The sequence below is a fragment of the Candidatus Sulfidibacterium hydrothermale genome (assembly GCF_020149915.1).
Classification (GTDB): Bacteria; Bacteroidota; Bacteroidia; order Bacteroidales; family F082; genus Sulfidibacterium; species Sulfidibacterium hydrothermale.
On the sequence record NZ_CP083760.1, the window covers coordinates 1,559,042 to 1,586,019 of the forward strand.

A 26,978-nucleotide genomic window follows, 5' to 3' on the forward strand; every position below is an offset into this window, starting at 1 on the left:
TTATTTTTCTTTTTTGCTTAGTTGAGCCATTATTTCTTCTACAGCCGGAATGGCGGCGTCAAACCGGTATTGTTCAATGGCGGTTTTAAGGCGCTTACTTTCTTCAAAATTTTTTATTTCAGGATAAACGTTGTTAAAAAGTTCCACACTGTCGGCATCATCTTTTTCCAGGCTTTCTTTTAGCTTTTTTAAAGCCTGGATAACGGAATGGTAATCCGCTTTTTGTGATGTAGTTTCTTTTTGCGGGACTTTTTCAAGGACCGGAAGAACTGCTTGCCGGAACGCTTCGGTTGCCTTTAATAAGGCATTTACCTGGTCGGTTCCTTCTCGGGAAAATCCTTTTTTAAAGACCTTCTCCGCCTGGATGACTTTTTGATGCAGTTCTACAGCCCCAAGATTACCGGTAATTCCTTTTAATGCGTGCAGCTCTTTACGAATGGCATCGGTATTTTTCTCAATGATCAATTTTTGAAATTTTTCCTGGATCGAAGGGGTGTTTTTGATGAATTTTCGTAAAACCTGGAAGTATAATTCCTGGTTGTTGTTTACGCGTTGGAGTCCTTCTTCAATATTTAATCCTTTGATTTGCCGGAGCAGATCTTTGATCTCGGATGATGATTCCCCATTCCCGGTTTTGGATGCGTATTTGCCTGCCGGTTTTTGGGGCTTTGTTGCATAGTGCAAAATGGCATTGGCAATTTCCTGAGGATCGATGGGTTTATGAATGACGTGTTGCATTCCGGCCTTGATACATTTCTTTTTAACATCGGGCATGACATCGGCCGTCATGGCAACAATGGGGATTTGTCCGGCGTTTTTCAATTTCCGGATTTCCCGGGTAGCCGTGTATCCATCCATTACTGGCATCTGGATATCCATGAAAATCAGAATGTATTCGTCAGGATTGCTGTTTTTCAGGATGTTAATGGCAATTTCGCCGTTTCCGGCTACGGTGACAGAAAATCCCATTCCCTCGAGCAGCTCTTTTTCAATTTCCTGGTTGAGTTCGTTGTCTTCTACCAACAGAATTTTGGCTCCGGCATAAAGGGCGTGTTTCTCTTTGTCCCAAAACACTTTGGTTTTGTGTTGGTGATGACGCATTATTGCTTTGCCCAGCGTGCTCATGATTCCATCAAAAAGCGATGAATAGGTGTGGGGTTTGAATAAAAGCAAATCGATGTATTTTTTCCGTATTTCGTCTCCGTGGATACTGCTGCTGGTGTAAGCAGTAGACATGATGATTTTGGGCTGATGCCGGATTTTGGGATTCTTCCGGATAATCTCGGCAGTTTCGTAACCATTCAGCCCGGGCATATTCCAGTCTAAAATGACCAGGGGAATAGGCTGATGAGCTTTTTCCAGAATTTCAATGGCGCCTCTTCCGTTGTCAGTTACCAGGGTTTTAAATTTTAGGTTGGTGAGCATCTCGTTGAGAATCTTGCGCTCAACGGGATGGTCATCGCAAATGAGTACTTGCATTCCCCGGATATCGTCGGTGATTTGGAACTGTTCTTTTATGGTTTGCTGATTGGTAACAAACCAGGCCGTAAAACGAAAAACCGAGCCTTTTCCCGGGCTGCTTTCCACTTCGATTTTCCCATCCATCAATTCAACAAGCTGTTTGGAAATGGCCAGTCCAAGACCGGTCCCGCCATATTTCCGAGCCGTTCCTTCATCTACCTGAGAGAAATTTTTAAAGAGTTTGCTCATGTCTTTTTCAGACATTCCAATGCCGGTATCTGTTACTGAAAATTCGAGTTGTACCCGGTCTTTTTTGGTCCTGACCGGGCGAACGCCAATGATAATTTCTCCTTCTTCGGTAAATTTTATTGCATTGTTGATCAGGTTGATCAGGATTTGTTTTAGCCGCAGAGGATCTCCTTTGAGCTCGGAAGGTGTTTCCGGATCAATATTAAAAAGAAATGTTAATCCTTTGGTTTCTGCTTTGATGGAAAACATGTCCAGTAGGTCGGAGAGTACAGAATCAAGCTGAAATTTGGTTTTTTCCAGTTTCATCTCACCCGATTCAATTTTAGATAGGTCGAGAATATCATTGATCAGTTGCATTAGAACGTTGGCCGACGACTTGAGCTTTTGCAGATAAATACGCTGTTTTTCATCCAGTTTTGTATTTTCTAAAATGTAAGTGATGCCGATAATGGCATTCATCGGTGTTCGTATTTCATGGCTCATGTTGGCCAGGAAAAGACTTTTGGCTTCGTTGGCTTTTTCGGCAGCCTCCCGGGCAATTTGGAGTTCGTTGTTCTTTTTCATGTCGGTGATATCTTCCAGTATCACCAATAGTTTGACCTTCCCTTTCTTTTCCGATTTGAAAGGCCTGATTTTTACTTTTATATACTTCTCTTTGTTGATCAGGGAATAGCCTTCGTATTCGAAACTTTTCTTGGTGCGATAAGCTTCGCGGATCATGTTTTTCAGTTCATCCGACATTTTCAGCTTTTCGTACGGCATGCCCTGGAAATCTTTTATCACACCGCTAATGACTACTGCCTGGTGGTTGTGATAAGATACAATCCCGTTTTCGTCGAAATAAATAATCCCTACCGGGGCGTTTTTTAAAATGGCCTTTAAAAGCCGGTTGTTTTTTTCAATTTCAGTTTTCCACAAAAGCAGCTTTTGTGCCATGGTGTTGAAATTGCCGGCCAACTGGCCAATTTCATCCTTCCGTTGTATGTTGATGTAATTTTCCAGGTTTCCGTTGGCGATTTCGTTGGTGGTGAAACTCAGTTTTTTCAAAGGCTGGGTAATTAGCCTGGAAGTGCTGTAAATCACGATGATAATGATGATGATCAGTAGCAGCGAAATGGTGAGCATAATAAGCGACACCAGCTTTTGTCCCATTTGATAAATAGATCCCTCTGTAACGCCTACGGCAAGGTGCCAGCCCAGACTTTTAATGGGGGCAAAAGACAAATAGGTGTATTTTCCTCCATTTTTCCCGGGGGTAAAAATTTTGGCTTTTCCCTTGTTGCTAAAAACTTCGTGGACGAACTCGGCGGTCCGGATGCTGTCGACTTTGCTGTTTTTGATCAGATCGGTAATATGTTTGCCTTCGAGTGTTTTGTCAGAATCAAAAATGACCAGGCTGTCGTTGGTGTAAATATTGATTCGCAAATTAGAAAGCAAATCTTTTTGGGTCAGTTTACGGATGGTTTTTTGCAAGTCGTGAAGTGTGATATCAAGAAAGGCAATTCCCCGGAAAACGGAATCGATGGTTATTGGATAAGCATAAGTAATAATCCATTGACGTTTGCCGCGGGGTTCTTTGTGTAATTTTGACCAGACGCCTTTTCCGGTTTTTTTGGCGCGAACCCAGTATTCAGGCGGATGATGCCGGTAATCAAACCAAGGCTTTTTTTTGTTATCCAGCATGAATTTTTGATCGCGGGTAACGGAAAGGTAAATAACGCTGTCGTTGTTTTTGGGGGTGGGTGTAAGTAATACAAAACCAGTGCGGTAAATCGTTTTGTTGATGAGTAGGTCGCCTTTTAGGTAATCAAGGATACTTTTGAAGTTTGTTTTTCTTCTTTCGCTGATATACAGGGCTGTTTTCTGGGCGATAGCTGCTGCCCGGTCTATTTTTTCATTGATGATCGTGGTGTATTCATTGACTGTTTCCTGTAAAGTGTAACGGGTTTGTTCTTTGACTATTTTAATGATGGAATCATTGACAAAGTAAATGACTCCACCGGCAGTAAGTAAAATAGGAATAATAATAATGAGAAGTATTTTGGTGGAGAGTTTATTCATTTCTTTAATTGAAAAGTGGAAAATATTTGGCCTACAACAGGCAACAGCTACAAAAATAAAAATATTACAGAATTTAACTTTTGCAGATTTATTTTTTTTCTCAAGGCTGAAAGCTGTGGGCTGGCCTACCGAAACGGCGGGCCGGCGATGGGGTGAATGCCGAAAAGCTTACAACATCGTGCAAAAGTGCTTGCATTTCTCTTGCGATGAGCAAGAGACTCTTTTGCCGGAGATGTTGCTTTTCGGCAGAGCGCAAAGAAGCATTCGTTTCGGTGCGTCTTCTTTGGTTCCTTTCTTGACGAGACAAGAAAGGAACAAGAAAACACATTAAAAATCTTTTTCACTTCAAGTAAAAAAGCAATTCTATCGGGAATAATGAATAACTTTAAAAAGAAAAATGATTATTACGACATTTTCATAAGCAAATAAGGCGCACAATATCAATTGGTTATGTTTTGTTAAACTTAGTGAATATTTTTATTTTCAACATGTTATTAAGCTTGCGAAAGCTGAGTTACAGAATTTGAATAAGTTATCCCATGTGAAATTTTGACAGAATCACAGAGCTCGTAAACAGAAGTTTTATAAGTTTGCGAATCGTCTGTTTTGCAGGAAGAAAAAAAGAAAAAGGTGAAAACAATTCGAAAAAGTGTTTTTATTGTGTTTTTTGTACTGTTGGCGGTATCGCTTCAGGCACAGACTGATACGGTGAGTTTTCCTGCCGGGTGGGGACGGAACGTCATTAAATGGAATATGACTCCTTATATTTTGTGGTCTTCACGAGATATTAACCTCTCTTATGAAAGGGTTTTGAAACCCTATCGCTCTTTCTCGGTTAATGTGGGGTATTTTGAGTTGCCCATTTCGGGTTATCAGTATGATACGCTTTATTTTTCAAGTGGTAGCCAGAAAGGTGGATTTTCAGTCTCCGGAGATTACCGTTTTTACTTTAAGAACCGGAACCGAAAGTTGGCTCCTGATGGTTTGTATTGGGGGTTTTACGGCTCGTATCATTATACCCATTTTGGCAGCGATGTGGAAATTCGTGATAGCAATGTGGGGTCCGGCTCTTTTCAGACCCAGGTGAACTTTTCGATTTTAAGTGGCGGAATAGAGCTGGGTTATCAGTTTGCCATTAAAAAACATTTTGTTGTTGATTTGGTTTTTATGGGGCCCTCCATTTCTTTGTATACCGGAAAAATTCTTTTGGCCGGAACAATTGATATTCAAGATGAAGAATATGAGCAAGCGATTCGGGATGCTTTGCTTGGAAAGCTTCCCTTTCTCGATGAATTGATTGAGAAAGGAGAAGTGAAAGATTCAGGGGTAACAACCAGCATGGGACTTGGAATGCGTTATCTGATTCAGATCGGTTACCGTTTCTAATCTCCGGGCAATAAACATTGTTTTACGAAACCTGTTTTGCCCTATTTTTGCGCTTTCCATGGAAAAAGATATTTCGTACAAACGGATTTGGTACATTGCTTATCCCATAATACTGGGTAGTATAGCGCAAAACCTGATTAATTTTACGGATACAGCTTTTTTGGGAAGGGTAGGCGAGGTGGCACTGGGGGCCGGTGCTTTGGGCGGTATTTTTTATCTTGCTGTTTTTATGCTGGGACTGGGCTTCGGGATGGGCGAACAGATTATTGTTGCCCGTCGCTATGGCGAGAAAAAACAACATGCCATTGGAAGCGTCGTTGATCATTCCTTTTTGTTCCTGATGCTTTTGGCTGTAGCTGCTTTTTTGTTGTTACGGTTTGGTTCGGTAGAAATACTTCGTTATGGCGTTCATTCGCGTGACGTGGCTGCCGGAACCAAGCAATTTCTGGATTACCGTGCTTTTGGCATTTTTGCGGCTTTTGTCAATGTAGGATTCCGTTCGTTTTATGTGGGGCTGGGCCGTACGAAAGTGATTACTTATACCACGGTAGTACTGGCAGTGGTGAATATTATTTTAGATTACCTGCTGATTTTCGGGAAGTTTGGCTTTCCTGAAATGGGAATCGCCGGAGTGGCGCTCGCTTCGGTGATTGCTGAATATGTGGCTGCACTTGGTTTTTTCCTGTATACCGTGGTAACTGTTCGTTTCTCCGACTTTTCCCTGTTCCGTTTTCGCCCTTTGCGCTTCGAAAAAATGCAACGCATTTTAAAAGTCTCTTTTCCGACCATGATGCAGCAGTTTGTTTCCTTGTCGGTTTGGTTTGTTTTTTTTCTGTTTGTGGAGAAAATCGGGAAAAGCTCTCTTGCTGTTTCTAATATCATTCGGAGTATTTATGTGCTGCTGATGGTTCCTATTTGGGGGTTTGCCACTGCAGCCAATACGCTGGTCAGTTATCTGATTGGAGCCGGACGGTCAAAAGAAGTGATGCGTCTGGTTTTCCGGATTATCCGCCTTTGTTTCCTGGGGGTGATGCTATTGGTGTTGGCAGGGGTTTTGTTCCCAAGAGCATTGCTTTCGGTTTATACCAATGATGCTTTGCTTATTCGCATGGGAATACCGGTACTGCATGTAATTAGTCTTGGAGCTATCCTGCTGTCTGTTGGATTTGTCCTTTTTAGTGCTGTGGCCGGAACCGGAAAAACCCAGGTCTCTTTATTTATTGAATTAACGGTGCTGGTGATTTATTTGGTTTACACTTACCTTGTTGTTGAATGTTGGCATGGAACAGTGGTGCAGGCCTGGACTGCCGAATGGATTTATGGCTTGTTGCTGAGTCTCTTTTCTTTTCTTTATCTGAAATCGTACCGGTGGGAAAAAACAAAAATTTAACCGGGTAACCGAAGATCGCTTCCCGTTGTTCAAACAGAATCCTTATTTTTGTTGAAAATTGTTTTTTCATGCCATCGAAAAGTAACAAACTGAAAGCGAATAAATTTAAGGAACCTAAAAAGGATTCTTCCTCTAAAAAAACGGGGAAGAAGAACAAAACAGCGAAGAAACCGGCCGGGGTGAAAAAGGAAATGGATCCCCGGATTTGGCGTTTTGCCGGTTTTTTCCTTATTGTGGTTTCGGTTTATTTGTTATTGGCTTTTAGTTCATTTTTTATCAACTGGTTTGGCAGCAATCCGGGAAATATTGTTAGCCGTACTTTCGGGCTGAACCATTATTTTAATGATCATGCAGCACTGGTTCATAACTGGACGGGCAATTTGGGAGCTTTTCTTTCCCGGTGGCTGGTGCAAAACGGATTTGGACTCGGCGCTTATTTTATTGTTTTTCTGTTGCTGGTATGGGGATTGCGACTTCTGCTGAATGTCAGGATTTTGTCTGTATGGAAATTGTTTCAGGTGATTCTTATCGGATTTTTCTGGCTTCCTTTGGTGACCGGTTTTTTGTTTCCCCATCATCCGGATAATGTTTTTGGCGGCTTGTTCGGCTATAAGCTAAATGGATGGATGACAACATCTATTGGTATGCTGGGAGTGATTCTGGTTATCTTTTTTATTCCGGCTATTCTCATCCTGATCCGCTATAAATTTTCGTTTCGTAGAAAAAAAGCCAAAATAACTGAAGAACCGGAAAAAGAGGCTGTTAGTCAGGAGAATACTGAAAAGAAAGGCAATGTTCGTAAAGAAGATAAATACAATACGGTAGAATTTACGGTGACGGAACCCGATTCTTCCGGAGAAACAGAAACGAAATTATCCGAAGAGCCGGAATCCGGCAACGAGAAAGAAGAGAAAACAGAGAGTGTATTGCCAGATCCGGAAGATTCACTGCAGGAACAGAAAGAAAAGGAAAATACACTGGAGTTTACCATTGAACAGCCTAAGGAAGAAAGTAAAGCCAAGGTAATTCCCGGTGAGCACAAGGGATTGGATACAGCATTTGACCCTACGCTTGATTTGCCTGATTTTGTTTTTCCGTCATTGGAGCTGCTCAATCGTTATGACGAAAATGTGAAAGTAGACCGGGAAGAACTGGAAGCCAATAAACAGAAAATTGTCGATACATTAGACCATTATCATATTTCCATTGTTAAAATCAAGGCGACCATTGGTCCGACCGTAACGCTTTATGAAATTGTACCGGCTCCGGGTGTGCGGATTGCGAAAATCAGAAATCTGGAAGATGATATTGCATTAAGCCTTTCGGCGATGGGAATCCGTATTATAGCTCCTATTCCCGGAAAAGGAACGGTAGGTATCGAAGTGCCCAATAAAAATCCTACCATTGTTTCCATGCGTTCGATTTTAGAATCGGAGAAATTTCAGCATGCCAAGATGGAATTGCCTATCGGGTTGGGAAAAACCATTGCTAACGAGAGCTTTGTGGTCGATCTGGCTAAAATGCCCCACATCCTGATGGCGGGAGCTACCGGTCAGGGAAAATCAGTGGGACTGAATGCCATTATTACTTCGCTTTTGTACAAAAAACATCCGGCAGAGCTGAAGTTCGTGATGGTAGATCCTAAAAAAGTGGAGTTAACCCTTTATTCGCGTATCGAGCGGCATTATTTGGCCAAGTTGCCCGATTCAGAAGAAGCGATTATTACCGATACACGGAAGGTGGTGCGTACACTCAATTCGTTGAGTATTGAGATGGACAACCGCTATGAGTTGCTGAAAGATGCGCAGGTACGGAATATTAAAGAATACAATGCGCGTTTTAAAGCGCGAAAATTAAATCCGCAAAACGGACACCGTTTCTTGCCATATATTGTACTGGTAGTGGATGAGTTTGCCGATTTGATTATGACGGCCGGAAAAGAAGTGGAAGGTCCCATTATGCGTTTGGCGCAGTTGGCACGTGCCGTGGGAATTCACTTGATTATTGCTACCCAGCGGCCGTCGGTAAATATTATTACCGGAACCATCAAAGCCAATTTCCCGGCACGAATTGCCTACCGGGTAATCTCCAAAATTGATTCACGCACCATTTTGGATACCGGTGGTGCGGATCAACTGGTCGGACGGGGTGATATGCTGCTTTCTACCGGAAGCGACCTCATCCGGCTGCAGTGTGCTTTTGTGGATACGGATGAAGTGGAAAAAATTACCGATTTCATCGGACAACAACGGGCTTATCCTGATGCAATGCATCTTCCTGAATACAATGACGAAGAGTCAGAGTCGGTTGGAGAAGTGGATTTGGACGAACGTGATCCGTTGTTTGAAGATGCTGCCCGGTTGATTGTTCAAACCCAGCAAGGCTCAACTTCGCTGCTGCAGAGAAAGCTGAAGCTGGGGTACAACCGTGCCGGACGAATTATTGACCAGCTTGAAGCTGCCGGAATTGTCGGGCCGTTCGAAGGAAGTAAGGCGCGTGAAGTCCGTGTGGCCAACGAAATGGCTTTGGAACAATTATTGAAGGATATTGATATGAAAAATGATTTTTAACTGTTGAAAAGAAAAGAGAAATGATGAAATTGAAAAAAAGTTATCTGCTGTTTATATTTTTGCTTTTTGCCGGAAGTCTTTCTGCTCAGAACAGTGCTCAGGCATTGTTGAAAAAGACATTGAACAAGATGTCGTCCTATAAAAATTTTAAGTCTGATTTATCTTATTCAATGGATAATGATGCCAATGACATTCATGAAAAGAAAACCGGAACCATTTATGTGGAAGGAGATAAATTTCGTATCGAATTGATGGGACAGATTATTATTTCGGATGGCAAAAACATGTGGACAATTATTAAGGATTCCAAAGAGGTGATGCTCAGCGCATTGGATCCCAATGATCCTTCCAATATATCGCCTACAAAAATTCTGGAAGAATATTCCGATTACAATGCCAAATTTGAAAAAGGACAAAGAAAAGGAATTCTAAAAACGTTGGTGTTAACTTCAAAAAAGAAAAAGGCTACTTTCCATAAGGTAACTATTACCATTGATTCGCATAAATACCTGGTGAAGAAATTTTCGTTGTATGACAACGATGGGAATGTGTTTACCTATGACATCTTTAATTTTAAAGCCAATGTAGATTTTCCGAAAGGAACATTTACCTACGATCCGAAAGAGTTTCCGGGATGCGAGCTGGAAGATATGCGATAATTCCGGAGAAGCTACAGGTTTTTTTCTAACCAGGGCAGAAGTCGCCGGGCGGCTTTCTCGCCCGATTTAATAATGGCATCGGCCTGTTTAAAATCGGCCCAGGAAATATTTCCCATGTAGCAACGAATAACTTTATCCGCATTGCGGGTTTTGAGTTTGGTAAGGTGATAATTCCGGATGTTTTCGGCACGTTGCATGATGTCTATTCCGCTTTTTAACTCATCTTGACTTCGGATAGAACGGCTTACGTCTATCCCGATGATTAATTCATCTTTCTCTTTGGGAAGCGATGTGGTGGGAACGAGATTAGATACGCCGCCATCTACAAGCCAGTATTTCCCCCATTTTACCGGAGGAAGATAACCTGGAATAGATGAGCTGGCGCGAATGGCTAAGCGCAGGCTTCCTTTGCTGAGCACCACCTCTTTCCCTGAAATCAGGTCGCTGGTCATGGCCGAAAAAGGAATGGGAAGTTTTTCAATAGGATGATCCGGATAATGGTGGTAAATTTTCTCAACGAGTTCTTCTTCATAAATTCCCGGGTTAGCCAGCGTTTTAAAAAGTGAAAGTCCCACTTTAATTTTGCCCATTACGGCATAAACTTTACTTTTTATATCGATGGCGGTGTTATCCATCGCTGCGAAATCGTCAAAGTTGAATCCTTCAAAATCGGGGTGCTGAATAAAATGACGGGCCAGTTCTTCTACGGCATCCGCATTTTCGTATAGTGCATAGGCGCCACCAACCATGGCACCCATGCTGCAGCCTGAGATTCGGGCAACCGGAATTTTTTCTTTTTCCATTACGCGCAAAAATCCAATGTGAGCCAGTCCGCGGGCACCGCCACCACCCAATGCAAGAGCCAGTTTTTTCATGTTGAAATTTTTGCTAAAGATAGGATAATTGTAAAATTTTCCGGGATATTTTTTGCCCTGTCGAGCGAAGCGAAACATCTTTGATGATGGCTTTTTTCTCCCTTCCTTGTTTGGGGCTCTGTTCAGACGGTGAATTTCCCGCCTTCATCTGCATTGATGTCTCCACTTTTCAAGTCCTGTCCGACTTGAAAAGAGACGCCTTTAAAGTACTTCAAGTGTCTAAAGTTTGAAGTGCCTAAAGTGGGAAATCACAAAAAGCAAAAAATCAAATTCAAAAAATCAACTTCTTTTGTCATGCTGAACGCAGTGAAGCATCTCTTTGAACAGCCGTGATTATATTTTTAGATCCTTCACTACGCTTCACTACGCTTCACTACGCTTCGCTCCGTTCAGGATGAACTGTGTTAAAAAGCAAATATTTTTTCATAATTTTCTTCGTATTTATTCAATTTTGTTCCAATAGCATAGGCCTGTCTTAACAACTTATTTGCAATTGCAATTTTTATAACTCTTTCGGGCTTTCCTTTTTCTGATAATCTATCATAGAGTGCTATACATTGACTATTGTGTTTTTTTGCTGACCATGAACATAAATACAATAGCTTGCGTATATATCTGTTCCCCATTTTTGTAATGTGTCCTTTTCCGTTTATACTTGTCCCTGATGAAAATATCCTGGGAACCAACCCTACGTAAGAAGATAATCTCTTAGCATTGTCAAATTTTTGAAAGTTATTGGTAATTGCTATCAGGATGGCCGCTGTTTTTGGTCCAATACCCGGAATAGATGTCAGCGCATTAAATGTATTGGCATAATGTATTTTTATTTTTTCAAGTATTCCGGCTTCCAGTTTAGCTATTTTCAGTTTAATCGTTTTTAACAATGCTCTTAACTCACGCATTACTTTCTTGTCGCAATCAGGAAACCGGGAAAATGCTTCCAGTTGATTATGAAGCATGGTTGCCTGTTTTTGCAAACCTTCAATGGCAGAATGAATTTGCTGAACCTGCATAATCACCGGCTCATCGGGTTGCCACAAAACGGGTTGTTCTGATTGGCCATATAAAGCGATCATCAGGGCATCTTTTTTATCCGTTTTGGCTTTTACCATTCGCATTCTTACGAAGTGTTTAATCTGCAATGGATTAACTACGGATACTTTTACCCCTTGTTTAAAAAGAAACCGGGCTAAAAACAGATAATAAGGGCCTGTTGCTTCCATTACACAGAGATCCTCTTTATCAATAATCTTCATAAACTTTGTAAACCCTTTGGCATCATTACTGTATTTGAAAAAAGAGAACTTTTCATCTTTTTTTTGAAAAGCAACATCAAAAGTTAATTTTGATACATCAATTCCTATAACTTTGCACATGACAAGATGTTTTTATCAGAAGGGATTCTACTTTGTCTTTTCAATCCTAAATACAGGCTTTCATGCCTAACGAACTGTTCAAGATTGAGTAGAAAGGAGAAAGGGACTATCATCCTGAACGGGCTTTTTTAGCCTAATGACAACCATTAGTCTTTATCTTTCTCCTTTTTCTCTTCTGATTGGTTAATAATTTTCAAACTTAACACTTCCTGTAATTATTTCTTTTTGCAAACATAGGATGACAGTAAAAGCGTGGTTAAAATACTGAAAATAAATAATTAACCATTCGCCATTCACTATTCACCATTCATCACTCAACATTTATTGTTCATCCTTCCCAATGACCAGTGATTCTTTTTACCACAAAGTCTCACAAAGGACATCACAAAGGAGCTCCAAGGAAATGTAACAAATCTCATCCCGTTTATCATTCATCATTTAAACGATGAATTTCACCATAAGATGTAGTGTAATGGAGTCCCGTAGGGACGACTTATTACCATTGACGCTGAATTTATTCAGAGGATGGTATTCAACCCCTTTGGGGTTATGCTTTTTTGATGGGTTTATTTCCCTGCACTTCGTACAGGGTTATTGATGTTTAATCCCTTCGGGATTAGTTATAAACGAGATGTGTATTCTGCTAACTTTAAGTGCTTCATACTTCACATTTTAAGTGCTTCAAGTGCCTAAAGTTTGAAGTGCCTAAAGTGGGAAATCCCAAAAAACAAAAAAACAAATCGCAAACGAAATTCCAAAAAAACAAATCCCAAAAATCTTACTACTTTAAGTACTTCACACTTCAAATTTTAAGTACTTCAACGGGTTTTCCTTGTCGAGAAAACAAAATACCTTTCAACAAAAAATGTCAATCTTGTTTTAGCCTGACCAATGGAAAAAGCAGCAGTAAAAAAAGCGTTCCGGCCAGAATTCCTGTTCCGGGGCCACCAAGTTGTGCTCCCCAGCCAATCAACAGGGCAATAACAGCAGCAAAGAGAGATTGAGCCTGCGTTTGTATGGATAGAACCGATGCGGCAGCTTTTTTATCCGATTCTTCTGTCACAAAAGCTACGCCGATGGGCTTGCGCAGGTTTTCGTTCAACATAATCAGGACAAAACTGAGAATGGATAAGAAAAACCAGTGATTCAGGTAGAAAAAACCAGCCAGAATTCCCGGAATAACTCCTGCAAGCAAAGTGATGTTCATGGGGCGGCTGTAATGGGAGAATCGCTGAAGAAACCGGCCCGAATACCGCGATGTAGCAGCAGTAAGCAAATAAAGAATAAAATAAATGAATCCCACCAGGAGCGCACTTTTTTGCTTGTCTTGCAAGGTTAAAAAGAGAGGAACCGATACGGCAAAACTGACAATTGCCGGCTGGATGTAATCTTTTACTGCTTTATAATATCCTGTGTGTAATGACAGATTGGTCAGGATCCGTAACAGGTCGAAGTGCTTGAAACTGGTTGTCACCGCTAGCCAGATTTCTTTAAAACGTTGCTGGAACTGGTTTTTTGTATGAGGAGAAAGTTCTCCGTCGAGAGATGCCGGATAACTCCAGATCAAAAGCATGTCAAGGAAATAAGGAATTACCGAAAGGGCAAAAATAATTCGGTAGCTTCCGGAATAAAAAACCATGATCCCTGCACTTAGTGAAGCAATTGCCGATCCGGTTTGCGACCAGGAGCGGGTATGCCCGTAATAATTGGCTTTTTGGTTTTTTAACCCTCTTTGGGTTAAGTATTGAAAGATCATGGCTTTATGTATGCCTGACCGGAAAGCATCAGCCAGTGCAAAAAGAATCATTCCCAGTAATAGTAATCCGTAATGGTTCGAAAAATAAAAGGTGATAAAAGAAAGAATGTAAACCAAAAAAGAAGCGATCAACGTTCGTTTTCTTCCTAAGGCATCAGCAACCAGTCCGCCCGGAATCTCAAAAAACATAATGGTTATTTCGCGTACGGAATATAAAACGCCGATTTTTAAGTAATCAACTCCTTTCTCAAGAAAGAACAGAATGAGAAAAGCTTCATAAAAACGCAGGTTCTTTAAGAAACCGTACAGCCCGAATTTATAATACTGGATATTTTTCTCAATCTTCTGCATAACAGAGCGAAAGTAATGAATTCTTTAAACGGACAGGAATTGAGCTTTTGAAAAAAGGAAATGAATATGAAGTCAACTTTCTGTGTTCGAAAATTTTATACCTTAGCATTTTCAGGATATAAAACGAATTCAATGAAAAAGTTTTTTGGAAAATACCTGTGGGTGCTTTCCCGCCCGTGGGGAATTACGCTGCTGGTTATTCTGCAAGGATTGTTCATGGCCGCTTTTCATGGCCTGTTCCCGTTTAGTGTGGAAAAAATAGAAAAAGTTTCGGGTGGCTTTGGAATTCCTGATGCCCGTATCTATTATTCTTTTACGCAGTTACAGGAGATATTTCAACACTACGGAGATGCCGGCCGGCATCTCTACCTGAAACTACAGTGGATTGATATGTTTTACCCGCTGGTTTATGCGTCTCTTTTTTCAGTACTTCTCTATTTGGTATTTAACCGTACCCGTTTATACAAATTGGTAGTTCTGCCGTTTGTTGCTGCTGCTTTTGATTATGCAGAGAATATCCTTTTACGCATCAGTCTCCACTCTTTTCCGCACATGTCTCCTACGGTCGTGCACATTTCAGGAGTTATCACGTACATGAAATGGCTTTTGTTGTTTTTTGCTTTTTTCCTGTTGATTTTCGGCGTTGTTTGGAAAACAATCCGATATTTCCGTAACCGGAGAAAAAGCAAAGAGGGACAAGGCTAATTCTGAATTAACGAAGAACCGATAAGGCTGTAACTCGAAGTTTCACCGTTTACTGACCGGGTCCATTTGATAAGTCCGTAATTCTTAGCAAAATAAAACTGGTAATTTACAGTGTCCGATGTCCCTTCCGTTTTCAGTACCTGTGTGTGATAAACATCGTTATAGGTAAAGCCTTTTACGGAATAGTTATCCAGCTTTTCAATATTGGTGTAAAACCCGGGATTATCTCCCAGCAGCTGTTCTACTCCCATGGGGTAACCCGGAGCAAAAGCAAGCAAATAATTACCGTCTTTGAAAAATAACCAATACATATCCCTCATGGTTCCGTCGTCTCCGGTAGTGGGATTGCCGGCAGTAATGGAACCTTTGACCATTGGCAGGTTTTCCGTGGTGTCAAAATCCATATCTACCACATCAAAACTGTAAGGACCGGCTACGTTGTCCGGGCTGTGAAAAGCAATATAATCCTGTACGTCTGATACTTTCAGCGTATCTTCAGTTCCTGTAGTGTCGTTCATGTAGATCCAGTAGCTGTTTTCATTATACAGACAGTACTGTTTGAATTCGTCACTGATTTTATAATAAGGATCTGTGCTTTTTGTGCTGCAGGCTCCTAGAACAAACAAAACCGCGATTACGGCTATAAGAACGACTTTTTTAAAATACTCCATCTCTTTTTTCCTTTGATTTTGGTTAAAACAAAATGCTTAAACATTTTTATTTTACTTTTACAAAATTAATACAATAAAACGGAAATGGCAGGGAATTGTTTTGGAAAAATTTTAAAATTGATCAGTTTTGGAGAGTCGCATGGGAAAGCCGTTGGCGGAGTGATAGATGGCTTTCCGGCAGGAGTGACCATTGACCCCGATTTTATTCAGAAAGAGCTAAACCGTCGTCGTCCGGGACAGTCAAAATGGGTTTCTCCGAGGCAGGAAGAAGACCGTTTGGAGATTTTATCGGGAGTTTTCGAAGGGAAATCCACCGGAACGCCCATCGGTTTTTTGGTTTGGAACAAAGACCATCATTCGGCAGATTATAGCCACATAAAAGATGCTTACCGGCCTTCGCATGCCGATTTTACTTATGATCAGAAATATGGTTTTCGTGATTACCGGGGCGGTGGTCGTTCATCAGCCCGAGAAACCATTGCCCGCGTGGCCGCCGGTGCTTTTGCCAAATTACTTCTCCGCCATGCCGGAATAGAAATATCGGCTTATGTTCACAGCGTAGGAGAGGTGGCTATGCCGGAAGAACCTGACCGGGTTGACCCGGCGCTGACCGAAGCCTCGCCCATGCGCTGTCCGGATAAAGCTACCACTGAAAGAATGATTGAACTTGTGGAGCAGACGGCAAAGGAGGGAGATACTTTGGGCGGAACCATTGTTGGTTTTGTTCATCATGTTCCGGCCGGATTGGGTGAACCTGTTTTTGATAAGCTCCATGCCGATTTGGGAAAGGCTATGCTGAGTATTAATGCCGTAAAAGGATTTGAAATCGGTTCCGGTTTTGCCGCTGCCCGCATGAAAGGTTCCGAACACAACGATTTATTTGAAAAAAGAGGGGAAGAAATCACTACAAAAACCAATTTTTCCGGTGGGGTGCAGGGGGGAATTTCCAATGGAAATACAATTCGTTTTAAAGTGGCTTTTAAACCCATTGCTACTTTGATGAAATCCCAGCCTTCGGTGGATAAAGATGGAAATGAGATCGTTCTCGAAGGAAAAGGGCGGCATGATGTAACTGTGGTCCCTCGTGCAGTGCCTATTGTGGAAGCTATGGCTGCTTTGGTTTTGGCCGACCATTGGCTGCAAAACCGTCTTTCGCAAATTTAAACCTGATTTTAACATCCTTTTCCCTAATTTTGTCTGTTGAATTAAACAAACTGGTTGTGGCTTTTTTTGAAAAAAGATACTTCGTTTTCTTCCTTTTCCTGCTGGGGATTTTCTCCCCTTTGTTTCTTCGGGCACAAACAGACGAAACGACCGCAGATACTACCCAATCGGTAGATACTACATCGGTTTATTATTTTACCGGTTCGCTGGATAGTTTAAAGATTGGGGCTTTGCATTATGTGGATACGACGATTACTACTTTTAATCAATATGCCCCTACCGAACAGCATAACCGGATGTACAATACGCTCAGTAATGTGGGGCTGGCTTCGATTAACCGGGTGTTTACTCCTTATACGCCAATCGGTTATTCCCTGCGATCCAAGGTTTTTTCCCCGTTTATGTGTTACAATGATCAGGTCCGGTATTATAAACTGAAACGTCCTATGACGGATTTGCAGTATGTGATGGGACCAAAGCGGGAGCAGACTTTAGGGGTAACATTCAGCCGTAAAATGTCCAAGCTCTTTACTTTTGGGCTTCATCTGTATCTTGTAAATTCTCCGGGAAGTTACCTGAATAGCAAATCGGATGATAAATACACCTATTTTACTTCGCGTTATCATACGGCGAACAATCGATATGCTATTATAGCTAATTATTTGTATAATAAAGTAATAACAGAAGAAAACGGAGGAATTCTATATGATTCTCTTTTCTCGCAGAATCTGGAGAAAGATCGTCAGGCTATTCCGGTTTATCTGAATACAGCCCAAAACAAGGTAAAAGCTTCTGGCTTTTATATTGAGCAGTATTTTAATCTGATGAAGCCGGGAATGCGAAAAGATTCTACCCAACGGACTTTGGCGGGGGGGAGTGTGTTCTATTCGTTTTTGTATCAGCGGAATCAAATGGTTTATACCGATGATGCGGGTGTTGATACGCTTTTTTATCAGGATTTTCCGACGGTTTTTGATACGTTGAATACGTATGATTCTGTATATCAGCAATTGATCAGAAACCGTTTCATGTGGTCGAGCCTGGCGTATAACGATGATAAGTTAAGCCATATTTTTCGGGCGCATTTTGGGGTTACCTTTGACCATATTTTGCAAACACTCCCATACGATTCGATACGCTATTTTAATAATCAGTTGATTCCTTTTGGCGGAATAGCGCTTAAACTTTTTAACCGGAGTTTTTTAAATGCAACGGCTGATATGGTTTTTGGCGGGTATAACACAGGAGACTTGAAAATAGATGGAAGTTTGTTGCAGTACCTGGGCTCGATGACAAAAAATGTGGGACAGCTTTATTTTCGGGTGGTGTTTCAAAACAAAACGCCTGAATGGTATTTTACCCATTACCAGTCTAACCGTTTTAACTGGAATCTGAATCTGGATAAAGAGCGAATCTTCTCTTTTACAGGGGAGTACCGGTACAAAACGGTAAAGGCAGGAGTAAACTTTATTTCGCTGGGAAATTATACTTATTTCAACGATTCGGTGTTTCCGCAGCAAACTTCCTCTCCGGGAAGCGTGATGAAGATTTATACTGAAGGAACCATTCCGTTACACTATTTTGGTATTAATTTGCGGGCGGTTTATCAAAGTACTTCCATGCCTTCCGCTTTGCATTTGCCTGCTTTTACCGGAAAAATGAATCTCTTTTTCAAAAAATGGATCTTTAAAGGAGCAGCCCATTTGCAAACCGGGGTTCAGTTATCCTATTTTACCCAATATTATGCCGATGCATATATGCCAGAGTTAAGAGCTTTTTATTTGCAGCATGAACGAAAAATAGGGGACTACCTCTATCTGGATTTGTATGCTACCATGAAAATAAAAAGTCTGCGTTTTTTCTTGCAAGGGAAGAATATGCTGGGCTTTGTGGAGAAAAACAAAAAATATTACAGTACACCGGGATATCCGGCTGCTGATGGCGGATTTTATCTTGGGATAAGCTGGAAACTGTATAATTGATTCCGGTAGCGTCTGTTGAAAGAATCAGTCCAGCTCTTTTTTGTATGTTTCCGGCATAAACAAAAGGGTGACCATAGCAATGATGGCAGTGGCAATAAGATAGTAAACCGGCATCAGTACATTTCCGTTTGTAATTTTTATAAGCCAAACCGAAACCATGGGCGTTGTCCCGCCAAACAAAGCCAGAGCAATATTATAACTTATTGAAAGTCCGGTATAGCGTACTTTAGCCGGAAATGCTTCTGTCATTAAAGCAGGGATAACTCCTTGAAAAATTCCTTCCAGCACCGAAAAGGCCAACATCGCTGTCAGAATGGCCCAATAAGTTTTTTTGAACAATAAAAAGAAGAGCGGGTAAGAAAACAGGATAAAACCGCCCAGTGAAATAAACAAAGTGAGCTTTCTTCCCCACCGGTCACTTAAGTGTCCGAAGAAAGGAATAATCAGCATCATAAAAATGATGGCAATGGTGTGAACCGACAGGGCATCATCGAGTTTTACGTGTAAAAAGGTGTGCAGATAGGAGGGGAGAAAGATGAAAAGAAGGTAAACGGAAACCCCGAAAGCCCAGCTGACCAGAATGATTTTTAATGCTTGCATTTTGTAATGGGCAAAAAACTCAGCCAACGGAACTTTATAGGTTTGTTCTTTTTTCATGATCTCCTGAAAACGTTGATCATCACTCATATCTTTTCGGAGATAGAGTCCGGCAATACCGATGACCGCGCCAAAAAGGAAAGGAATCCGCCATCCGAAACTGTTCACCTGTGCTGTGCTGAATACAGAAGTAACGATGGCTGCAATGGCTGCGCCGATGAGCATTCCCCCAAAAACGCCGAAAGTGGTCCAGCTGCCATAAAAGCCCCGTTTCCCGGGTGGAGCTTTTTCGGTAAGAAAGGAAATGGATCCTGTAAATTCTCCACCTACCGAAAGCCCTTGTAACAGCCGTAAAATCACGAGCAAGAGGGCCGAATACCATCCGATAGAAGCATACGTAGGCAGAAAACCGATTAATGTGGTTGGAATGGCCATCATTAAAATGGAGATCAAGAGTGCTTTTTTTCGTCCTTGTTTATCTCCGATATGGCCGAAAATGACTCCGCCAATAGGACGCATCAGATAGCCGGCAGCAAAAATACCAAAAGCAGAAATCAATTGAACGATCTTATCTTCTTTCGGAAAAAACTGGGAACCAATAATGGTAGCAAAGAATCCGTAAACCGTAAAATCGTACCACTCCATGATGTTACCGGAAAATCCGGCAATGAGTGAATGTTTGTTCATTTGAAACGAAGTTTCTTCTCTTTCCATGGGTTTGATTTTTAAACCCTTAAAAATAACAAAAAAATCTTCTACAAAAAAACCGGCTTCATTATGAAGCCGGTTTTTCTCTTTATACAGGTTAATTCGGGATTGCTATTTTACTTCATGTACCACTTCCACACTTTTCATTCCCAGCCGTATGGCCTCTTCGTTCAACGGAATGAGTTTATGGTGGCGTTCGGGTAATGATTTTTTTAATCCTTTGATTACATTTTCAAATTGAACCACCGGTTTTATGGTAAGATAAGCACCCAGAACAATCATGTTGAAAATTTTGGTGTTTCCCATTTCTGCAGCTTTTTTGGCTCCTTCTACCCGGTAGATATTGATATCTTTTCGTGTAGGGTGCCTTAAAATGCCGTTGGGATCATAAAGAAGAACCCCGCCTGGTTTTACAGTAGGTTCAAATTTATCCATCGATTGTTGATTGAGTATAATGGCCGTATCGTAAGCGCGCAAAATCGGAGAGCTGATACGTTCGTCACTCAGAATTACCGTCACGTTAGCTGTTCCGCCGCGCATTTCAGGACCGTACGAAGGCATCCAGCTTACTTCCTGATTTTGCATAATGCCCGAGTAAGCCAGAATCTTTCCCATGGAAAGTACCCCTTGTCCGCCAAAACCGGCTATGATGATTTCTTCAGTCATTTTTTCGTGGTTTTAAGATTTAAATCTATTTTACTAATTGGCCGTCAACTTTAATATCCCCAATGGGATAAAATGGAAACATATTTTCTTCCATCCAGTTGTTGGCATCTACCGGAGTCATTTTCCAGCCTGAATTACAATTGGAAACAACTTCTACAAAAGAGAGTCCCGGTGCTTTGTCAATCTGGTTCTGGAAAGCTTTTTTGATGGCCCGTTTGGCTTTACGAACGGCCGACGGGGTGTGAACCGCCTGGCGTGTTACATAGTATGTTCCGGGAAGCTGGGCAACCAGCTCTGTGATTTTCAAAGGATGTCCCATTAGGGATAAATCACGTCCGTAAGGTGATGTGGACGTTTTCATTCCTTCGAGAGTTGTTGGTGCCATTTGTCCCCCGGTCATGCCGTAGATTCCGTTGTTGATGAAAATGATTACAATTTGCTCACCGCGGTTACAGGCATGAATGGTTTCAGCAGTACCGATGGCTGCCAGGTCACCGTCACCCTGATAAGTGAATACCACGTTGTCGGGCCACAATCTTTTGATAGCGGTCGCCAACGCCGGTGCACGGCCGTGAGCAGCTTCTTGCATGTCCACATTCATGAATTCATAAGCCAGCACAGAACATCCTACCGGAGCAACGCCTACGGTTACATTTTCTTTTCCGAGTTCTTCTATCACTTCCATAATGAGCCGGTGGGTAGTACCGTGACCGCAGCCTGGACAATAACTTAACGGTTTGTCCGTCATGAGCTTGGTCTTTTGGTAAACCAGATTTTCCGGTTTGATAATATCTTTTAGTGTGATTTCCGACATGGCTTATCCTCCTATAATTTTATGTTCAAGGGCATCAACGACCTCTTCCGGTGAATGAATCATCCCACCAAGGCGCCCGTAATATTCAACTTTTACTTTTCCATTTACGGCAAGACGGATATCTTCCACCATCTGGCCTGCACTCATTTCTACGGAAAGGAAACCTTTTACTCCCCGGTCTACCATATTTTGGATTTCTTTTGTGGGGAAAGGCCAGAGTGTAATGGGGCGTAACAAGCCTACTTTATGCCCTTTTTCACGAAGTAATTTCATCGCTTTTAAGGAAACCCGGGCACTGGTGCCGTAAGCAACCAATACATAATCGGCATCGTCACATTCCAGTTTTTCAAAGCGGACTTCTTTTTCGGTGATTTCGCGATACTTTTCCTGAAGGTGATGGTTGTGATCTTCAAGTCGTTGCGGATCCAGGTCCAGCGATGTCAGGATTCTTCTTTCCCCGTTTTTGGGTTTCCCGTTGGTGGCCCACGGGTAACGGGCTTTTACTTCTTCGTCGGTCAGGCGCGGAATGGGTTCGAAAAATTCCACTTTTTCCATCATTTGGCCGATAGCTCCGTCAGAAAGAATCATGACCGGGTTGCGGTATTTAAAAGCCAGGTCATAGGCAACGGGAACAAAATCAGCCATTTCCTGTACTGAAGAAGGAGCCAGAACAATCAGCCGGTAATCGCCATGACCACCGCCTTTGGTTGCCTGAAAATAGTCGGATTGTGATGGCTGGATATCACCCAATCCCGGGCCGCCACGGACCACGTTAATGATCAAAATCGGAATTTCTGCTCCGGCAATATAAGAGAGTCCTTCCTGCATCAGGCTGATTCCCGGGCTGGAAGATGAAGTAACGACCTTTTTTCCGGTTCCGCCACCTCCATAAAGCATATTGATAGAGGCCACCTCACTTTCGGCTTGTAATACCACCATTCCTGTTTTTTCCCACGGCTTGTTGGCCATGAGATATTCCAGCACCTCGGATTGGGGGGTGATGGGGTATCCGAAATAACCGTCTGTGCCGGCACGAATAATGGCTTCGGCCAGGGCCTCGTTTCCTTTCATTAATTTAAGTTCACCCATATCTTTTTATTTTACTTTTTTACATTATTGAACTTTTATCCTGTACACCGTAATTACCCCGTCGGGGCAAACTACAGCACAGTTAGTACATCCGGTACAGGCATCGGGGTTTACCATGTAGGCGTAATGATAGCCTTTCCCGTTAACTTCCTTCGCCAGCGCAATGACATCGGTAGGGCAGGCGGGAACACATACCCCGCATCCTTTACACTTTTCGATATCCACTACAATGGCGCCTTTCACTTTTGCCATATCTTAATTTTTTTATAGGGTTGTTAAATTTTTGCACGAAATTACAATTTTAGTTGAATTTTTTTCCTAAGTAAATTACTGATTTTTCATTTCTCCATTTATTTATAAAGGTTTTAAATATTGTAAACGCCTAAAAATCAAATTAACTAAAGTTAAATGATTAACAATAATTTCAGATAAACAAAACAGGAAATGGAAACAGATATAGAACCTTAAGGAAAGATTTCGTGTTGGTTAATGCAACCAATAGGCCATTCCTACACCAATAAAGGTAGCTATGGCGTAGCCCAGTGTTCCGCAAAGAATGGCCGGAATAACCAGTGATTTCCAGCGCCGCCCCACAGCCATGGCTGCTGCCGTGGTAGGTCCGCCCATGTTGGCATTGGAAGCAATGACAATTTCAGCCAGGTCGAGATTGAAAAGTTTGCCAAAAACCAAAATGAAAATCAGGTGAACCAACAGAATCAGTCCGGCGAAAAGAAAAAGAATAGGGCCTACTTTCAGAACAATAAGCACATTGGCACTGGCACCAATGGCTGCAAAGAAGATTTGCATTAAAAAGGTTCCGATTTGGTCGGCTCCTTTAATGGCATTCATCTGCCGGGGAAATAGGGTCGCCACGGTAACTACCAACAGGGTGATGATTAAAATAGCACTGCCTTTGATCCCAATCAGATCCTGTAAGTAAAAACTAATGGCAGCTGCCAGAAGGCCAATACTAAGCGCTTTTCCCATATCCAGTAAATCGGGGTTTTCGTAAGCCGTTTCGATGATTTCCTGGGTTTCGGCAGCCTCCTCTGCTTTTTGCTGATGAATGTTTTTGTAGCGTTTTTTCAAAAATCCGATACCTGGTAAGGCAAACAGGATCAGAAAGTAGATGGTCATGACCAGGTTGTCGGCAGCCACACCGGCCGTAAGCAGGTCACTGGAGTGTAAATGCAACGCTTCGGAAGTAGCTACGTAGTTCATGGAACCGCCGATATACGTTGAACAAAAAATTCCGGCCAGTTTCCATCCTTCTTCTCCTAACGGAATGGTTTTAAAGGCAATAATGGTTCCGACAACAGTACCTACAGCACCAATGCCAAACGCAATCAGCGTAGGGCCGGCTTCTTTGATGATGCGCCGGATATTGGCTTTGAACAGCAAAAGCGGAACGGCAAGCGGAACCAGATAAGACCACACAATGTCGTAAGTGGATGATTGGGTCGGGATAATGGATAGGTTTGAAAGAGTAAAAGTGGCAAGAATAGAAATTACTACTGCAGAAAGTTTACTTCCCCATTTTGTGTTTTGTTCAGCCCATATACCAAAAGTAGCGGCAACAATTAAAACAGCCCAAAGCATCCAAGCCTGATCAGGGCCAATAAGTGCGTGTCCGGTCATAATTCATATTTTGGGGGCAAATGTAGAAGATTATTCCGAAGAAAGAAAACCTGTTTTTTTGTCCTGTTCCGGTTGAAAAAATGTCAGAAATCCGGCTAAAAATTATGGAACCGTTTGATGAACCAGTTTTTAACAATTTGTGTCAGCAGCGCATACGAAATGAGTATGGCAATAAGAAACGGAAAATAGATAAGCGGTAGCGGCGTTAGCCCAATGGCGGTTCCTACCGGAGTAAAAGGAATAATAATGCCAATAACCATGATTAAAGAGGTCAGAGCAACCACCGGTGCCGTAGCCCAACTTTGAATGAAAGGAATACGGCGGGTACGGATTAAATGAACGATTAATGTTTGAGACAATAAGCCTTCTACAAACCAGCCGGTTTGAAAAAGACTTTGATGTGCCGGTGTATTGGCTTTAAAATAAAAGAACATCAGGGCAAAAGTGATATAATCGAATATGGAACTGATGGGCCCGATGTAAAGGATGAATTTTTGCAGAAAAGAGGCGTCCCACTGTTGGGGTTTTACGATGTATTCTTTGTCCACACGATCCCACGGGATAGACGTTTGCGAAATATCGTAAAGCAGGTTTTGCAACAGCAGCTGAACCGGCAGCATGGGAAGGAAAGGAAGGAAAATACTGGCACCGAGCATGCTGAACATGTTGCCAAAATTGCTGCTGGTAGCCATTTTGATGTATTTCAGGATGTTGCCAAAGGTACGACGTCCGTAAATAATTCCTTTTCGCAAGACCGACAGATCGTTTTCCAGCAAAATAATATCGGCACTTTCTTTGGCAATATCAGTGGCTGTATCTACCGAAATGCCCACGTCGGCATCTTTTAGCGCCCCGGCGTCGTTAATGCCGTCTCCCAAAAAACCCACCGTGTAGCCTTTGGCCTGTAATGTTTTTACCACTCTGCTTTTTTGAAGCGGATTAAGTTTGGCAAAAATGCTGATCTGATCAATTTGTTGAGTCAGCTCTTCGTCCGAGATGTTCTCCATCTCATGTCCGAGCATGATGTGTTTTATGGGGATTCCCACATCTTTACAGATTTTCCGGGTAACGATTTCATTATCGCCGGTAAGTACTTTGATGCCTACCCCCAGTTTTTGCAGTTGCTGAATGGCTTCGTTAGCCGAAGGTTTTGCCGGGTCCAGAAATCCGATTAAACCGGCAATAACCAGATTGTTTTCGTCGGCAACGGAATAGTTGATTTCGCGCGGAGCAAATTCACGTACGGCGAGCAACAGCACACGCATTCCGTCTTCGTTCATTTTTTGTGTTTCCCGAAGGATGATGTTTTTCATCCTCTCGTCAAGCGGAACAATTTCATCGGAAAAAATTTGTAGTTGTTTGTCGTCACCCGGATCAAAAGCATGGGACGAAATTTGAAGAATCTCTTCCACGGCTCCTTTGCAAATCAAAAGATGATTCCCGTCTTTTTTTCTTAGAATCACTGACAGCCGCCTGCGTTGAAAATCAAAAGGAATTTCATCAATTTTCTCAAAATCGCGTTCCACTTTCAGCTCTTCATTCAGCTCGGCATGGGTAAGAATGGCTTTGTCCAGCAGACTTTTCATGCCGGTTTGGTGGTAGCTGTTCAGATAGGCCCAGCTCAATACTTCATCATCATCGTAGCCCAAAATATTTACGTGTTTTTCCAAAACGACTTTGTCCAGTGTCAAAGTACCTGTTTTATCGGTACACAAAATATTCATGGCGCCAATATTCTGGATGGCATTCAGCCGTTTCACGATTACTTTGAATTTGCTCATGTTTACGGCTCCTTTGGCCAGATTAGTGGTGACAATCATGGGAAGCATTTCGGGAGTCAGCCCCACAGCTACCGCAATGGCAAAAAGAAAAGCATCAAACCAGTTTCCTTTGGCGATACCGTTAATAAAAAAGATGAGCGGAACCATGACGAGCATAAAACGGATAAGCAGCCAGCTTACCCGGTTGATTCCTTTGTCGAAACTGGTTTCTACCCGTTTGTTGGTTATGGATTTGCTGATGGCGCCAAAATAGGTGTTTTCGCCGGTATTCACCGCCATGACCAGCGCAGTACCGCTTACAATGTTGGTTCCCATCAAACAGATATTGGTTAGTTCAAGCGGTGAAAGATTTTCGGCGTTGGTAACGGGATGGGCCAGTTTTTCAACCGGCATGGATTCGCCTGTCAGGATGGATTGATTGACAAACAAATCTTTGGACTGAATGACTCTGGAGTCAGCCGGAATCATGTCTCCGGCAGACAAATGGATAATATCGCCCGGAACAATTTCTTCAAAATTGATTTCCGAACTTCCTTTTTCTTTTCGGATAACAGTGGCGGTGGTAGTGACCAGATTTTTCAGCTTTTCAGCTGCAACATTACTCCGGAATTCCTGAACAAAACGGATTAAAACACTGATGAACACCATTGTCGAAACAACGATGAGCGTTTTGTAATCTTTTTGTCCCGGTGCAGCCAACCAGATGTCGACGACATAGGAAACGATGGCGATAAGAACCAGTATTCCGATAAACGGGTTCAGAAAAGCGGCTAACAGTTGCTTGTACCAGGCTGGGGTTTTTTCTCGTTGAATGCGGTTTGGGCCAAATTGCTTCAGCTTTTCTTCTACGCTTTCTTCATCCAGCCCGGAAAGAGAAGTCTGGTAGGCGTTTAAAATTTCTTTGATATCGGAGGCCGCGGCATGTTGCAGTTTTTTTACGGCTTCGGGAGATATTCCGTGTGTATTTTGAAATATCTTTTTTTTAACGGTTTCTTTTAATTTGGTTACCATTTGTTATCTCCCTTATTT

General features: G+C 42.1%; 20 protein-coding genes. 8 read left to right on the forward strand and 12 right to left on the reverse strand.

The features are described from left to right. A complete protein-coding gene (locus LA303_RS06070) occupies positions 1-3,771 on the reverse strand; it encodes a response regulator (RefSeq protein ID WP_240527029.1) in 3,771 nt (1,256 codons plus the stop codon). Here LA303_RS06070 and LA303_RS06075 point away from each other — a divergent pair. From LA303_RS06075 to LA303_RS06095, 5 genes are all read left to right on the forward strand, one after another. Further along, complete coding sequence (locus LA303_RS06075; protein ID WP_240527030.1) at positions 3,740-4,102, forward strand: hypothetical protein; 363 nt, start codon at positions 3,740-3,742, stop codon at positions 4,100-4,102. The genes LA303_RS06070 and LA303_RS06075 overlap by 32 nt on opposite strands. A gap of 299 nt (positions 4,103-4,401) precedes the next feature. After that, complete coding sequence (locus LA303_RS06080) at positions 4,402-5,157, forward strand: hypothetical protein (RefSeq protein ID WP_240527031.1); 756 nt, start codon at positions 4,402-4,404, stop codon at positions 5,155-5,157. Positions 5,158-5,215: 58 nt separating this feature from the next. Further along, positions 5,216-6,547 carry an MATE family efflux transporter gene (locus tag LA303_RS06085; RefSeq protein WP_240527032.1) on the forward strand — a complete coding sequence of 444 codons (1,332 nt, stop codon included), beginning with the start codon at positions 5,216-5,218 and terminating at the stop codon, positions 6,545-6,547. Between the two features lie 68 nt (positions 6,548-6,615). Further along, positions 6,616-9,117 carry an FtsK/SpoIIIE family DNA translocase gene (locus LA303_RS06090; protein ID WP_240527033.1) on the forward strand — a complete coding sequence of 834 codons (2,502 nt, stop codon included), beginning with the start codon at positions 6,616-6,618 and terminating at the stop codon, positions 9,115-9,117. A 20-nt stretch (positions 9,118-9,137) separates the two neighbouring features. Next, positions 9,138-9,776: a LolA family protein gene (locus LA303_RS06095; RefSeq protein WP_240527034.1), complete on the forward strand. Its 639-nt coding sequence runs from the start codon at positions 9,138-9,140 to the stop codon at positions 9,774-9,776. An 11-nt stretch (positions 9,777-9,787) separates the two neighbouring features. On the opposite strand, the gene LA303_RS06100 is transcribed toward LA303_RS06095, so the two are convergent. The 3 genes from LA303_RS06100 to LA303_RS06110 all read right to left on the reverse strand — a co-directional run bounded on the left by LA303_RS06100 (position 9,788) and on the right by LA303_RS06110 (position 14,134). Continuing rightward, positions 9,788-10,651 carry a patatin-like phospholipase family protein gene (locus LA303_RS06100; protein WP_240527035.1) on the reverse strand — a complete coding sequence of 288 codons (864 nt, stop codon included), beginning with the start codon at positions 10,649-10,651 and terminating at the stop codon, positions 9,788-9,790. Between the two features lie 404 nt (positions 10,652-11,055). Then, positions 11,056-12,027 carry an IS110 family RNA-guided transposase gene (locus LA303_RS06105; protein ID WP_240525754.1) on the reverse strand — a complete coding sequence of 324 codons (972 nt, stop codon included), beginning with the start codon at positions 12,025-12,027 and terminating at the stop codon, positions 11,056-11,058. Between the two features lie 868 nt (positions 12,028-12,895). Continuing rightward, a complete protein-coding gene (locus LA303_RS06110) occupies positions 12,896-14,134 on the reverse strand; it encodes an MFS transporter (RefSeq protein ID WP_240527036.1) in 1,239 nt (412 codons plus the stop codon). Positions 14,135-14,266: 132 nt separating this feature from the next. Between LA303_RS06110 and LA303_RS06115 the strand changes: the two genes are divergently transcribed. Further along, positions 14,267-14,839: a hypothetical protein gene (locus LA303_RS06115; RefSeq protein ID WP_240527037.1), complete on the forward strand. Its 573-nt coding sequence runs from the start codon at positions 14,267-14,269 to the stop codon at positions 14,837-14,839. Here LA303_RS06115 and LA303_RS06120 read toward each other — a convergent pair. Beyond that, a complete protein-coding gene (locus tag LA303_RS06120) occupies positions 14,836-15,510 on the reverse strand; it encodes a hypothetical protein (protein WP_240527038.1) in 675 nt (224 codons plus the stop codon). The two genes, LA303_RS06115 and LA303_RS06120, sit on opposite strands and share 4 nt — an antisense overlap. An 84-nt stretch (positions 15,511-15,594) precedes the next feature. Here LA303_RS06120 and aroC point away from each other — a divergent pair, with 84 nt between their 5' ends. Continuing rightward, entirely contained in the window at positions 15,595-16,674 is a 1,080-nt protein-coding gene (aroC, locus tag LA303_RS06125; protein ID WP_240527039.1) for a chorismate synthase, read from the forward strand. Between the two features lie 56 nt (positions 16,675-16,730). Further along, positions 16,731-18,656, forward strand: coding sequence for a putative porin (locus LA303_RS06130; RefSeq protein ID WP_240527040.1), 1,926 nt, complete (start codon positions 16,731-16,733; stop codon positions 18,654-18,656). Between the two features lie 24 nt (positions 18,657-18,680). On the opposite strand, the gene LA303_RS06135 is transcribed toward LA303_RS06130, so the two are convergent. The 7 genes from LA303_RS06135 to mgtA all read right to left on the reverse strand — a co-directional run bounded on the left by LA303_RS06135 (position 18,681) and on the right by mgtA (position 26,960). Beyond that, entirely contained in the window at positions 18,681-19,967 is a 1,287-nt protein-coding gene (locus LA303_RS06135; protein ID WP_240527041.1) for an MFS transporter, read from the reverse strand. A gap of 105 nt (positions 19,968-20,072) precedes the next feature. Beyond that, positions 20,073-20,627, reverse strand: a complete 555-nt coding sequence (locus tag LA303_RS06140) for a 2-oxoacid:acceptor oxidoreductase family protein (protein WP_240527042.1) — start codon at positions 20,625-20,627, stop codon at positions 20,073-20,075. A gap of 25 nt (positions 20,628-20,652) precedes the next feature. Then, positions 20,653-21,432: a thiamine pyrophosphate-dependent enzyme gene (locus LA303_RS06145; protein ID WP_240527120.1), complete on the reverse strand. Its 780-nt coding sequence runs from the start codon at positions 21,430-21,432 to the stop codon at positions 20,653-20,655. A 12-nt stretch (positions 21,433-21,444) separates the two neighbouring features. Beyond that, on the reverse strand, positions 21,445-22,530 hold the full coding sequence (locus LA303_RS06150; protein ID WP_240527043.1) for a 3-methyl-2-oxobutanoate dehydrogenase subunit VorB: 1,086 nt from the start codon (positions 22,528-22,530) through the stop codon (positions 21,445-21,447). 24 nt (positions 22,531-22,554) lie between these two features. Continuing rightward, complete coding sequence (locus tag LA303_RS06155; protein ID WP_240527044.1) at positions 22,555-22,782, reverse strand: 4Fe-4S dicluster domain-containing protein; 228 nt, start codon at positions 22,780-22,782, stop codon at positions 22,555-22,557. Positions 22,783-23,016: 234 nt separating this feature from the next. Continuing rightward, complete coding sequence (locus tag LA303_RS06160) at positions 23,017-24,168, reverse strand: DUF819 family protein (RefSeq protein WP_240527045.1); 1,152 nt, start codon at positions 24,166-24,168, stop codon at positions 23,017-23,019. Between the two features lie 95 nt (positions 24,169-24,263). Then, complete coding sequence (gene mgtA, locus LA303_RS06165) at positions 24,264-26,960, reverse strand: magnesium-translocating P-type ATPase (protein WP_240527046.1); 2,697 nt, start codon at positions 26,958-26,960, stop codon at positions 24,264-24,266. Between the last annotated feature and the right edge of the window lie 18 nt (positions 26,961-26,978).